Origin of the sequence: Meishania litoralis (genome assembly GCF_042611095.1) — a bacterium.
GTDB lineage: Bacteria > Bacteroidota > Bacteroidia > Flavobacteriales > Flavobacteriaceae > Meishania > Meishania litoralis.
On sequence record NZ_JBHFPV010000002.1, the window covers coordinates 563,999 to 576,881 of the forward strand.

12 protein-coding genes are annotated in these 12,883 nt (G+C 43.6%); 6 read left to right on the forward strand and 6 right to left on the reverse strand.

Annotation, left to right across the window (positions count from 1 at the left end; all coding sequences use genetic code 11):
* Positions 1-41: 41 nt before the first annotated feature.
* Genes ACEZ3G_RS11570 through ACEZ3G_RS11585 form a run of 4 tightly spaced genes read right to left on the reverse strand, consistent with a single transcriptional unit; the run spans position 42 to position 3,690 of the window.
* Positions 42-383, reverse strand: a complete 342-nt coding sequence (locus tag ACEZ3G_RS11570) for a DUF2853 family protein (RefSeq protein WP_432425650.1) — start codon at positions 381-383, stop codon at positions 42-44.
* A gap of 21 nt (positions 384-404) precedes the next feature.
* Positions 405-2,174 carry a 2-succinyl-5-enolpyruvyl-6-hydroxy-3-cyclohexene-1-carboxylic-acid synthase gene (gene menD, locus ACEZ3G_RS11575; protein WP_432425651.1) on the reverse strand — a complete coding sequence of 590 codons (1,770 nt, stop codon included), beginning with the start codon at positions 2,172-2,174 and terminating at the stop codon, positions 405-407.
* Positions 2,175-2,218: 44 nt separating this feature from the next.
* Positions 2,219-3,259 carry an isochorismate synthase gene (locus ACEZ3G_RS11580; protein WP_432425652.1) on the reverse strand — a complete coding sequence of 347 codons (1,041 nt, stop codon included), beginning with the start codon at positions 3,257-3,259 and terminating at the stop codon, positions 2,219-2,221.
* 8 nt (positions 3,260-3,267) lie between these two features.
* Positions 3,268-3,690, reverse strand: coding sequence for a PaaI family thioesterase (locus ACEZ3G_RS11585; protein WP_432425653.1), 423 nt, complete (start codon positions 3,688-3,690; stop codon positions 3,268-3,270).
* 117 nt (positions 3,691-3,807) lie between these two features.
* Here ACEZ3G_RS11585 and ACEZ3G_RS11590 point away from each other — a divergent pair, with 117 nt between their 5' ends.
* The 3 genes from ACEZ3G_RS11590 to ACEZ3G_RS11600 are packed head-to-tail and all read left to right on the forward strand — an operon-like array spanning position 3,808 to position 5,604.
* The gene (locus tag ACEZ3G_RS11590) at positions 3,808-4,452 is read left to right on the forward strand and encodes an alpha/beta hydrolase (RefSeq protein ID WP_432425654.1); all 645 of its coding nucleotides are present in this window, start codon (positions 3,808-3,810) and stop codon (positions 4,450-4,452) included.
* Positions 4,449-5,027 (forward strand): GNAT family N-acetyltransferase, encoded by a 579-nt coding sequence (locus tag ACEZ3G_RS11595; protein WP_432425655.1) that lies wholly within the window; start codon positions 4,449-4,451, stop codon positions 5,025-5,027. The genes ACEZ3G_RS11590 and ACEZ3G_RS11595 overlap by 4 nt, the downstream gene beginning before the upstream one ends.
* Before the next feature lie 4 nt (positions 5,028-5,031).
* Positions 5,032-5,604: a GNAT family N-acetyltransferase gene (locus ACEZ3G_RS11600; RefSeq protein WP_432425656.1), complete on the forward strand. Its 573-nt coding sequence runs from the start codon at positions 5,032-5,034 to the stop codon at positions 5,602-5,604.
* Between the two features lie 201 nt (positions 5,605-5,805).
* Here ACEZ3G_RS11600 and ACEZ3G_RS11605 read toward each other — a convergent pair whose 3' ends face one another.
* The gene (locus tag ACEZ3G_RS11605; RefSeq protein WP_432425657.1) at positions 5,806-6,735 is read right to left on the reverse strand and encodes a hypothetical protein; all 930 of its coding nucleotides are present in this window, start codon (positions 6,733-6,735) and stop codon (positions 5,806-5,808) included.
* A gap of 87 nt (positions 6,736-6,822) precedes the next feature.
* Between ACEZ3G_RS11605 and ACEZ3G_RS11610 the strand changes: the two genes are divergently transcribed.
* Positions 6,823-7,803, forward strand: a complete 981-nt coding sequence (locus ACEZ3G_RS11610) for a metallophosphoesterase (RefSeq protein WP_432425658.1) — start codon at positions 6,823-6,825, stop codon at positions 7,801-7,803.
* A gap of 65 nt (positions 7,804-7,868) precedes the next feature.
* Here the strand turns inward: ACEZ3G_RS11610 and dnaK are convergent, their stop codons facing one another.
* Positions 7,869-9,776, reverse strand: coding sequence for a molecular chaperone DnaK (gene dnaK, locus ACEZ3G_RS11615; RefSeq protein WP_432425659.1), 1,908 nt, complete (start codon positions 9,774-9,776; stop codon positions 7,869-7,871).
* Positions 9,777-10,031: 255 nt separating this feature from the next.
* On the opposite strand from dnaK, the gene ACEZ3G_RS11620 reads away from it, so the two are divergent.
* Both ACEZ3G_RS11620 and ACEZ3G_RS11625 read left to right on the forward strand, forming a co-directional pair.
* Entirely contained in the window at positions 10,032-11,201 is a 1,170-nt protein-coding gene (locus tag ACEZ3G_RS11620) for a Gfo/Idh/MocA family protein (protein ID WP_432425660.1), read from the forward strand.
* Positions 11,202-11,317: 116 nt separating this feature from the next.
* On the forward strand, positions 11,318-12,745 hold the full coding sequence (locus ACEZ3G_RS11625; protein WP_432425661.1) for an L-serine ammonia-lyase: 1,428 nt from the start codon (positions 11,318-11,320) through the stop codon (positions 12,743-12,745).
* The last annotated feature ends 138 nt before the right edge of the window (positions 12,746-12,883 follow it).

Below are 12,883 nucleotides of genomic sequence, written 5' to 3' on the forward strand. Positions count from 1 at the left end.
CCGTTTCTTAAGTGAAACGGTTTTTATTATCCCGATAGATCTTATTTATAAACCGAGGCCTTTTTAAAATGCTTGCAAAGCATATAGTAAACTACGGCACGATGTTTATTCTTATTGGATGATCCGTATTTATCCAAAACACTTTTGATGGCTTCCATTAACTGAGGACCATCTTTCATTCCCAGTTTTTTAATCAAATAGTTGTTTTTGACCGTCTCCAATTCTTTATCATCGTTGCCTGAAACCTTTGAAGCATCCAAATTATAGATGGCCGGGCCAAGCCCAACGGTTACCTTGGTCAAAAGATCCATGTCGGCGGATTCGCCAAATTTTTCTTTGATATCCGCGGCATACTTTACGATTAAATCATCTCTTTTACTCATAATAGTTAGTGTTCAAATTAATTAATGGTTAATAATTTCCGAAGATATAAAATCGAAATAACCGAGCAAAATTTTATTGTTGGTAAACCGCGGCGTAAAAACCTCAAGCAGTTGAGGTTTATTCGATTCATTAAAGAAATCATTAAGGGCGACTTGCAAAGATTTTTGATTATCGGAAGACCTATATGAAATACCGAACATTTGACAAAGGTTCTTGGCGTTTAGGCCATGTACGGTCTCGAAATAGGTTTCAAAATTGGCAGTGTCTTCCTTGCCGGGTAGAATTCTAAAGATCCCTCCCCCGCCGTTGTTGACCACGATTATTCGAAAATCGGGTCTTATGTGGGTATTCCACAAACCGTTGCTATCATAGAGAAAACCAAGGTCTCCACTGATAAAAATGGTAGGTTCTTTATGGTACATAGAGGCTCCGATAGCGGTAGAGGTACTGCCATCGATACCGCTTGTTCCTCTGTTGCAATATACTTTTACAGAAGGGTCTTGGTCAAAAAGTTGTGCGTACCGAACCGTGGAACTATTGGCCAATTGCAGTTGATAATTCGGGGGGATACTTTTTAAGACATGATTGAAAACCGTCATATCGGAAAAAGGCATTTCATTTAAATAGGCTTCCCTTTTTTCCAAATAATGCTCTTTCAAGGCATTCCATTGCCTATAATAATTACTCGATATTGGTTTTATTCCTTGAACAAAATCACGAAAGAACGCGTTGGCATCCATTTTAAAGTGATGTGAAAGACAGAAAAAAGTATTCAAAGCTTTTTTCGAATCGACATGCCAATGGTGCCTGGGACGATATTCCCTTAGAAAGGCCTTGATTTTTTTCGATACGATAAGACCACCAAAAGTGAACAACAAATCGGGTTGTAGTTTTTTAAAGACAGTCGCATTATCCTCAAGCTTTTCAACCGGGGCAATTATGCTATCGATACTGGGAAAGAAATTTGGATGGTGCAAGTTCGATGTAGTCTCGGTCAAGACCACCACTGAAGGGTCTTTCGCCAGAACATCGAGAAACTGTTGTTCAATTGTATTAGGGGGATTCACCCCCACAAGAATCATTTTTCGTTCCGAAGCATTCCAAACGTCCCAAAACGTTTCCATCTTAATTTCGAGATTGCTCTCTTCATCATTGAAAACCAATTCAGGATCTACGGGAGGGGCTTTTGACACGTCGTACAACGGCTCTTCAAAAGGAATGTTGATGTGCACTGGCGTACGTTCCTTCAACGCAATATTGATGGCCTTGTTCAATTCTTGGACATTGAAAGTTAAAACTTCTTGTTGCAACCGATCGACCGAACCACCTGTCAACCATTGAGGTGCATAGTATGAAATACGCTCTGTTGAATGTGATATATCTTGGCGTAAATTGGCCGAATAACCGATGTGCCTATCGAAAACACGGTCTTGGCGAATGGTCTGACCGTCGCCAATATCGACCTTATAGGCTGGTCTATCGGCCGAAATAACGACCAAGGGGATATCGCTATAAAAAGCTTCGGCAATGGCAGGATAATAATTCAACAAGGCACTGCCAGAGGTGCACACCAAAACCACGGGACGTCTTATCTGCTGCGCAATGCCCAGGGCAAAAAACCCGGCACAACGTTCGTCGACAATGCTGAAACATTTGAAAAATGGATCTTCGGAGAACCCAATGGTCAATGGGGCATTTCTTGATCCGGGAGAAATTACAACGTTCTCAAGTCCCTTTGCTTTGCAATGTTGAACAACGGACCTAGCCGACGGAATACTCGAATGCTTCATAGTCGACAAAAATACAATGCCACCCCGTTATAGACCAATAATTTTCAATTTAAGAGTACGTCGAGCATTGTGCGACTTTTTGCGACGGTCTCTTCCCATTCATTTTGTGGCACCGAATCTTTGGTAATCCCGCCCCCGACGTAAATCGTCGCAAAGCCACCACTAAATTCCATACACCTTAGGTTCACAAAAAGGTCTGATTCTTTCTTAAAGTTAAGCTCTCCTAAATAACCGGTGTAGAATTTACGTTCGTACCCTTCGTTTTCCATGACGAATTTTTTCGTGGCTGCCAAAGGCATGCCGCACACCGCAGGTGTGGGATGAAGTACCTTGATGACCGATGCCAAATTGTGGTTCATTGTACCTGATAACTTTGTGCGCAAGTGCCGAAGGTTTCCTGCGCGTACAGTTTCGGTTTCGGAGATTTCAAGATTATTTACTTGTTCCTTAAGCGCTGCCGCAATATATTCGGTGACCAATTGTTGTTCCTTCCTTTCTTTTTCGCCCCATGTAGGCGTATTCTCTCCATTGTATTTTTGTGTTCCGGCCAAAGACATGGTCGTCAAACGATTACCTTCGGCATGCAACAATTTTTCGGGTGTGGCCCCCATCCACATACCGACTTTTGGATGGTACCATAGATAACATAAGGCGTTTTCGTACCTATGGATCAAAGACTGTAATATTTCTAAAGGCTTGACCGCACATTTAAAAACAATACTTCTTGAAAGTACGACTTTTTCAAATGTTCCCTTATTGGTTTCGGTTATGGCCTTTTGCACCAGTTTTATATAGGAGGTTTTGTCTTCCGAATCGATGTTTTCCACCTTTTTATAAGCTATTGGTGCCGTTTCATAATGTGTCGGATCTTTGAGGATCGTATCCGTTTTTATAAAATAGGAAGGATTGTCGGCATCAAAAGGCGCAAATACAAATCCTGTTTCCGAAAAGTCCCTGATCGTGTTCAATTTGGGATCCGCTTGAAAAATGGCCGAGATAAACGATGCTTTGGGCTTTCGGTAAACTACAAATGGCAATTGCTTTGAAAGCTGTTGCGCTATCGCCGATAAAAAATCAGGAGTCATTCTAAAACCTATTTTTTGGGCAGGGCAATCGTTGTTAGTTTGCAGATGGATATCAATTCATCTTTGGCATTTCTTAATTTGATATCCCACAATTGGGTCGTACGGCCTTTATGTACTATGGTGGCGGTAGCAAAAACCTCTCCCTCGCTTACGCTTTTTACATGGTTGGCCGATATCTCGATGCCACGGACAAAAAAATTCTCGGCATCCAAAAAGATATACGATGCCATACTACCGACACTTTCGGCCAAAGCGACCATGGCACCGCCATGTAAGATCCCATCGGGTTGATGTACTTTAGAATTAACCGGCATTTTGGCCGTCAAGAAATTTTCACCTACATCAATATATTCGATCTGCAAGGTCTCCATCATGGTATTCTTGGATGAATCGTTGCAGACCTTTAGAATTTTTTCTTTTAATTCGTTCACGGAAGTATTTTTTTCAAAATTACGGATATAATATTCCTTCTATGGGAACTTTCAAGAATTTCGCGCTATAGAATATTAAATACCATTAAAGCCTTTCTTTACAAAAGGCCTTTTGTTATGCATACTACTGAAAAACAAGTGTCGTACCGAACGACCAATACGTACGAGACATTGAACAAAATGTCTGAAAAAACCAAGAATGTCTGGATCGTATTTCACGGAATCGGTTTCTTGAGTCGGTATTTTCTCAAGTATTTCGATGAACTTCCCCCAGAAGAGAATTATTTCATTGCCCCCCAGGCCCCTTCAAAGTACTATCTCAAGAATGAATACCGTCATGTAGGCGCGAGTTGGCTTACCAAAGAAAACACGGCCCTTGAAAAGAAAAATGTATTGGCCTATTTAGATGCCGTTTTTGAGGTTGAAAAAATTCCCGAAACCTGTAAGCTAATCGTTTTCGGATTTTCACAAGGGGTATCGATTGCAATGCGCTGGGCGGCATATCAAAAACCGAGGTGTGAACATTTAATACTTTATGCGGGTGGAATACCTACCGAACTGGAGCCAAGTGATTTTGACTTTATAAAAGATTACGGCACCAAGGTAAAGGTGTTGATCGGCAATCAAGATGAATACATCAACGAAGATAGGCTGCGAGACGAATCGAAAAAAATAGAGCTGCTCTTTAACGGCAAGGCCGAGCAGGTAATTTATGAAGGAGGCCATGAAATCAAAAAAGAACTGATAAACGCATTGATATGATCATGGAAGATTTTCCTGAACTTAGAACGGAAAGATTGGTGCTGAACCAACCGAAATGGAACGATGTTCCCGTTATCGTTTCACATGCCGACAATATCAAGATCGTTGAAAATACCCGTACTATGCCCCACCCCTACCACGAAGAAGATGCCATTTCGTGGATCCAAATGGTCAATCAGGGTTTTCAGGATAAAGATCGGTACATATTTGCCGTGCGACTGAATTTAGATGATTCATTTATTGGAGGAATTGGCCTAACCCTTGATGTGCAGAACAATAGGGCCGAATTGGGATATTGGATAGCGGAACCTTTTTGGAACCTGGGCTTTGCCACTGAAGCCGTCGAGGCAATACTGAAATTCGGATTTGAAACGCTCGGACTCAACAAAATAATCGCCGTCTATCTCACGACGAACAGTGCTTCCGGAAAAGTGATGGTCAAAAACGGAATGATCAAAGAGGCTGAACTCATAGACCATGATGTCAAAAGAGACCATACCATTGATGATAATGTTTATGTCTCATTGATCCAATATCGCTTGCTCAAGAAAGAATACGAATCCTTAAAAAAATAAGGCTATGGAGCAACAACATGCGATTATCCTTGAAAACGAAAGGGTGAGACTATCACCTTTGACGCTTGATAATTTTCACCATTTGTACGCTATTGCCGCCCAGGACAAATTGGTGCAATATTCTCCATCTGACATAGCGCATAAAGAAGGGTTGAAAAACTATGTGGAAACTGCCTTGGAGGGTCAACGTAAAAAGACCGACATTCCCTTTATCATTTTTGACAAGGCTACCGACAGCTTTGCCGGTAGCACGAGGTATATGCACATTCATTGGGCCAATAAAGTGTTGCATATAGGTTCAACATGGATCGGGCGGGAATTTCAGGGCAGCGGACTAAATGGACAAATGAAAATCTTGATGCTGGATCATGCCTTCGAAACCATGGGCTTCGAAAAAGTCGAGTTCAGGGTCGATGAACGCAACATGCGATCACGAAAAGCGGTCGAAAAATTGGGGTGCACCCTAGAAGGCATACTTCGAAAAGATGTGTACCTATTGGATGGCTTCAAAAGGAACACCTGCTGTTACGGAATTCTAAAGGAGGAATGGCGGCAAATAAAGGCCGGGCGAAGCTAGTTAAAGTGAGTTCGATACAACTTACTTGAAATCCTAAACTGGTTTTTAGTAGTTTATGCATTTAGGTCAGGTCGAGCGCAGTCGAGACCTCATTCAAGATCTCAAATCTTACCTACCTCTCGCCTGCGCTCGAGGGAACAAATGCCAATTTTATGAATCTTTGACCATAAAAATGCCAAATTTTAAATCGAAATCAAGTAGTTACTCTTCAACAACGAGTTTTTCAGTTTTGTAATAACTGATTTCCCGGGTTTTGTAATCATTTTCGGGTTTTACGATTTGCTTCACCCAATTGGCATATTCTGAGCCATCAAATTGGTAGATATACTCTTTTATTTCAACAACTTCCCCGGTCTTGGTTTCGGTTTTTATGAGCATGTTATTTTCGTCGTATGCATACGACATCGAAGCTTCAGGCACGAATTGGTTTGTTTTGGTATCAAAGTAATAGAGTGTTCGATCCTGTAACAGGCCTATACCATTTTTAACTTCCTCAACGGCCTTGTTGGGCTGTCCTTCGATAAACTCCTTCGTTAAAACAATGCTATTTTTGCCTTGGTCTTTTCCTTTTTTTTCAGAGGTTCTCACAGATCGCAGAACAATGCCGTTGACCTTGATCGTCTTTGTGAACTCTCCTTTGACATTGGTGTACACGATTTCGGTCTCATCACTTCCCTCATTATCGTTACGAAAAACTTTAATGAGCTTGCCCTCCGCATCGTAATGATATTCATTTTGGCCCAAAAATTCCTTCGAGTACGAAATGATCTTTTCGGTAACCTTACGATTTTCAGTGGTATCGATGGTGTAGAAATTGGCGATCGACGTATTTTCGTCAAAAACATCGTCGCGATAAACTTCCGATCTTTTCTCCAAAAGTTCATCTCCTGAATATTTGTAGTGGGTAACGTCGTAATCTTGATCATTATAGCGGGTCACCGACTTCGTCAATAGGCCATCAATATTGAATTCATACTCCTCTTTGCCATAATGGGTGAGCACCAAGCACTTTTTCACTTTCCCTTTTAAGTCAAAATCGGACGTTCTGAAAATTTTGATTTCCTGGGATAAAATGAACTGCGGAACGATTGCCGTTAATATCAATACCAAATAGGTGTAGTTTTTTACCATACCGTAAAATTACTTGTTATTCGATCAATTAGAAACAAAAGGGATGCCAAATCGTCAAACGATCTCTGTGTTTTAGATGAGTTTGACATGAAATCCCTATTTAAAAAAGACGGTGACGTATCTTTACCTGCTAAAATTCGTAAACCTTCAACGATGCACGTCTATCAAAAATCAATCTTTCTATTCTTCTTTTTCTTGGTACTCATCGGATGCAATATTAAAAAGAAACAGGTTTCCGAATACACGGGGTTCGAGGTAGGCATTGTGGCAGACTGTCAATACTGCAACTGTGAAGCAGCGGGGGTTCGCCATTATAGAAAATCACCCGGTCGTTTACGACAGGCCGTGAACACATTCAATGAACGCGCTTTGGAGTATGCTATCCATTTAGGGGATTTCATCGATAGGAATTTTGAAAGCTATGATTCTGTAACCCCAATATGGAACGGCCTTAAATCGAAAAAATACCACGTTCTGGGCAATCATGATTTTAGTGTGGCGGATTCGCTCAAACCCCTGATTTTTGAAAAAATGAATATCAAGGACCGGTACTATAGTGTTGTTAAGAACGATTGGCGTTTTATCGTTCTCGATGGAAACGACCTTAGCGTTCATGGTGCCTTGACCGAGGATAAAAGACAGCAGACCGATTCATTGTTCAACCATATATCGAGCAAAGACATGCCGAATCTGAAGGAATGGAACGGAGGCCTGGGCCATGGGCAATTGGCTTGGATCGAAGATGAATTAAGGTTGGCGACCGAACAGGGCCAACGCGTAGGCTTTTATTGCCATTTTCCCGCACTGGGTGAAGAACAGGCGCACAATCTCTGGAACTATGAACAGCTTTTGGCCATTATCGATAAATACGATTGTGTTAAGTTTTATTTCAACGGCCACAATCATGCCGGTAGCTATGTTCAAAGAAATGGCGTTCATTACCTGAACTTCAAAGGCATGGTCGACACAGAAGATTCCTCTTCTTTTGCTACGGTTACATTTTTGAAAGATTCCCTACTCGTAAAAGGCTACGGCCGCGAACCTTCAAGAAGCCTAAAGATCAAATAGAGGAGACCAAAATAAAAAAGCACCATTAATGAATGGTGCTTTTTGAAATCTAAAGGTTCTCGGAATTATTTCACTTCCTCGAAATCAACGTCTTCGACATTGTCGCCTTCGCCACCGGCATCGGCAGTGGCATCACCACCCTCGGGGGCGGCACCGTTCTGCTGGGCTTCGGCCTGGGCCTTGTACATTTCTTCTGACGCGACCTTCCATGCTTCGTTGATCTTCTCCAAAGCTGTTGTGATCACGGCCAGGTCCTTGCTTTCATAGGCCTTCTTTAGTTCTTCCAGAGCATCTTCTATCGGCTTTTTCTTGTCATCCGACAATTTATCGCCAAATTCCTTCAATTGTTTTTCTGTCTGGAAAATCATGCTATCGGCCTCGTTCAGCTTATCGGCCGTTTCCTTGGCTTTTTTATCAGATTCGGCATTGGCCTCGGCCTCGGCCTTCATCTTTTCGATTTCCTCTTCCGTCAAACCTGAAGAAGCTTCGATACGTATGTCCTGTGTCTTGTTCGTTGCCTTATCGGTCGCCGAAACCTTAATGATTCCGTTGGCATCGATATCAAAGGTCACTTCGATCTGAGGTGTTCCCCTTGGTGCGGGAGGAATTCCGTCTAAATGAAATCTTCCTATCGTCTTATTATCTGCTGCCATAGGCCGTTCACCTTGCAAAACATGGATCTCGACCGAAGGCTGGTTATCGGCTGCCGTAGAGAATACCTGTGACTTCTTGGTCGGTATCGTGGTATTCGCATCGATCAACTTGGTCATCACGCTACCCATGGTTTCAATACCCAAGGATAATGGGGTAACATCCAACAACAATACATCTTTTACGTCTCCAGTAAGCACGCCACCTTGAATCGCCGCACCAACGGCCACTACCTCATCAGGGTTCACCCCTTTTGAAGGTTTTTTGCCGAAGAATTTTTCAACGGCTTCCTGTACCGCGGGAATCCTGGTAGAACCTCCCACCAAAATAATCTCGTCGATATCACTTTTTGAAAGTCCGGCCGATTTCAATGCCGTTTGGCAAGGCTCGATGGTCCTTTTCACCAAGTCTTCGATCAATTGTTCGAACTTTGCCCGTGTCAAGGTACGTACCAAGTGTTTGGGCCCGGTGGCCGTAGCGGTCACATAAGGCAGGTTGATCTCGGTCTGCGCCGAAGATGACAATTCTATTTTTGCTTTTTCGGCAGCTTCACGAAGTCGCTGTAACGCCATGGCATCATCACGAAGGTCGATGCTTTCGTCTTTCTTGAATTCTTCGGCCAACCAATTGATTATTTTCTGGTCTACATCGTCACCGCCCAAATGGGTATCGCCATCAGTGGCCAATACTTCGAATACGCCATCGCCCAATTCCAAAATGGAAACATCGTGGGTTCCCCCGCCAAAGTCAAAGACGACTATTTTTTGATCGGTGTCCTTTTTGTCCATTCCATAGGCCAAAGAGGCCGCTGTAGGCTCATTGATGATTCGCTCAACGGTCAAACCGGCAATTTCACCAGCTTCTTTGGTGGCCTGTCGCTGTGCATCGTTAAAATAAGCCGGAACCGTAATTACAGCTCTTGAAACATCTTGTCCTAAATAGTCTTCGGCGGTCTTCTTCATTTTCTGAAGTACCATGGCCGACAACTCTTGAGGCGTATACAAACGCCCGTCAATATCGACCCTTGGCGTATTGTTATCGCCCTTCACCACTTTATAGGGAACACGGTCAATTTCGGCCTTACATTCCGAAAATTTATTGCCCATAAACCTTTTGATGGAATAAATCGTTTTTTCAGGATTGGTGACCGCCTGTCTTTTTGCAGGATCGCCCACCTTGATCTCACCACCTTCTACAAATGCAATGACCGATGGTGTAGTTCTTTTTCCTTCGGCATTGGGTATTACAACGGGCTCGTTACCTTCCATCACGGAAACGCAGCTATTGGTCGTACCCAAATCTATACCTATGATTTTGCTCATTCTATATGTATTAAATATTAGTGCTTTTTTTTGTCGGTAGGTAAATGTCAAACAATATGCCAAGCAATGGCGACATGACATGATGTCATTTATTGTTCCCTAGAGTATTTTTGGGGCCTTCTAAACAGCGTTTCCGATACCAAAAAGGAATTTCACCTTCCCTCTTCCTATGTTTATGGCATGGAGCCGGACAAAATGATTTTATTTTCATAATTTACAATGCACTATAAACCAAAGTTTAAATTGGTATCTTAAATGAAAACGGACAGACGTAATTTTTTGACCCGCGGATTATCTTCAGCCGCAGGAATCGCCGCGGCATCGATTATGCCCTATGACATGTTCTGGCATGACCTACATGCAACCGCCAGGCCCGAAACTGTTATCGTGAAACCTGAAAAGCGAACAAAACCAAAAGACGCCATTAGATTCTCCGTCATCGGTCTCAACCATGGGCATATCTATGGCATGGTCAACGCATTGCTGAACGGAGGTGGAACTTTGGTTGCCGTGTACGCCAAGGAACCTGATTTATTGGAAAACTTCAAAAAGCGATACCCTGATGTGAAAATCGCCAAAAGCGAGGACGAGATCATTGAAGACAACTCCATACAATTGGTCGCCAGTGCGGCCATACCCGTAGACCGTGCCCCCATCGGTATTCGTGTGATGCAATCGGGTAAGGACTATATGGCAGATAAACCGGGCATTGTCACTTTTGAACAGTTCAATGAAGTAAAAAAAGTACAAAAAGAGACAAAACGGATCTATTCGATAAAGTACAGTGAGCGGTTGGGAAATCCTGCTTCGGTAATGGCCGGAAAACTCGTGCAAGAGGGAGCCATTGGCAAAGTGGTACAACTCATAGGGCTGGGGCCCCATCGCATGCGGCCCGAAAACCGGCCAGATTGGTTCTTTTATCCTGAAAAGGCAGGGGGCATCTTATGTGATATTGGTTCGCACCAATGCGATCAGTTTCTTTATTATACCAACTCGAAACAAGCGGAGGTAAGTTTTGCGCAGACCGGAAATTTCAATATTCCAGATTATCCCGATTATCAAGATTTTGGAGATATGAGCGTGCGCAGCGATCATGCGACCGGTTATATCCGAATCGACTGGTTCACACCTGAAGGACTCGGCACCTGGGGCGATGGCCGCACGTTTATCTTGGGTACCGAAGGATACATAGAGATGCGAAAATATATCGATATCGCGGGAAGGGAAGGCGGCAACCACTTGTTCTTGGTCAACCAGAAAGAGACCAAGTACTTTGACTGCAACAATGTGCACATGCCCTATGGCGAACAATTGGTGAGCGACGTGGTGCACCGCACTGAAACAGCGATGACCCAAGACCATTGTTTTTTGGCCACCGAACTTGCGTTGACCGGACAAAAAATCGCCCATAAATTAAAGGGGTGAAAAACCTATCGTTTAGGTGCTAAGTCCATTTTGTCCATAAGTCCGTTGTGATAAAATTTTCTTTTTCGACAACGCATATTGCCTATCTTTATCCCAAATTAAATTCTGCATAAAAGTTGGAGTCCATCAGTATTTTCGACATGCTAAAAATCGGAATCGGGCCTTCTAGTTCGCACACCTTGGGACCTTGGCGCGCGGCTGAACGATGGATCGCAGAAATGAAGGCCGCGGCACTCTTTGAAGAAATAGAACAAGTAACGGCACATGTCTATGGATCTTTGTCGCTCACCGGCAAGGGCCATGCCACCGATTATGCCATTATGCTGGGGCTATCGGGAACGGATCCCGTAACCATCGAACCCTCGGATATTCAATACGTTGTACAAAAGATCAAAGACGATCAAGTACTTCATTTCGCGGGTGAAAAAAAATTGCCCTTTGATCCCAAATCGAATATTATTTTCCATCGGAAGTTTTTACCATTCCATGCGAACGGACTCAAATTCGAGGCGATTCTTTCATCCGGAAAAAAGAAGACCAAAACCTACTATTCCATAGGTGGGGGTTTTGTTGTAACGGAGGCCCGCAAAAACGCCAAAAAGAAAATCGAAGATTTTAAATTACTGCCCTTCCCGATTCAAAAGGGCACTGAACTTCTTTCCTATTGCCAAAAAGAGCAGAAAACGATTTCGGAAATCGTCTTGGAAAATGAACGCTCTTTGAGGGACGATGCGAAAATCGATACCGAGATCCGCCGTATTTGGGAAACGATGCTCGAGTGCATGTATATCGGTTGCCATACCGAAGGCAACCTTCCGGGCGGCCTAAACGTTCGTCGTAGGGCTTTTGATATACACAAGAATTTAATGGCGGGTGCAGCCAGTTATGATTCCCCGGAAAATTGGCTACAGACCATTCGAAAAACAGAGGTGAAATTCAGACAGATCCTAAAATGGGTCAGTTGCTTTGCGCTTTCGGTCAATGAAGTCAACGCCTCGTTGGGAAGAGTGGTTACGGCACCCACCAATGGCAGCGCGGGCGTGATCCCTGCCGTGCTCATGTATTATATGGTCATCGAAAACCATCGGGCCGATTTCGAACATATCAAAAAATTCTTGCTCGTCGCCGGCGAAATAGGAAGTATCTTCAAAAAGGGAGCGACCATTTCGGCGGCCATGGGTGGATGCCAGGCCGAAATCGGGGTGTCATCGGCCATGGCGGCCGGGGCCCTGACCGAGCTTTTGGGCGGAACACCCGAACAGGTTCTCATGGCCGCAGAAATTGCCATGGAGCACCATTTAGGACTTACCTGCGACCCCATTGGCGGACTGGTTCAGATACCTTGTATCGAACGCAACAGCATGGGCGCCATAAAAGCGATCAATGCGGCCGAGCTGGCCTTGGGTTCCGATGCCTCTGAAGCGAAAGTACCATTCGATAAAGTGGTACAGACCATGTGGGAAACTGCCAAGGACATGAACGCGAAATATAAGGAAACATCAACGGGCGGCCTCGCGATCGGCGTATTCTTAAGCGATTGTTGATAAGTGTCCTCCGTATGATCGTTACTGACTTTTTCAACGAAAAATATACGCCCGACCCTAAAGATGATCGATTGCAGGAATTTTCAATACTGCGCTAAGCGTAGTCGAAGTATGGCAATTCGGATAGCAATTAGTTGT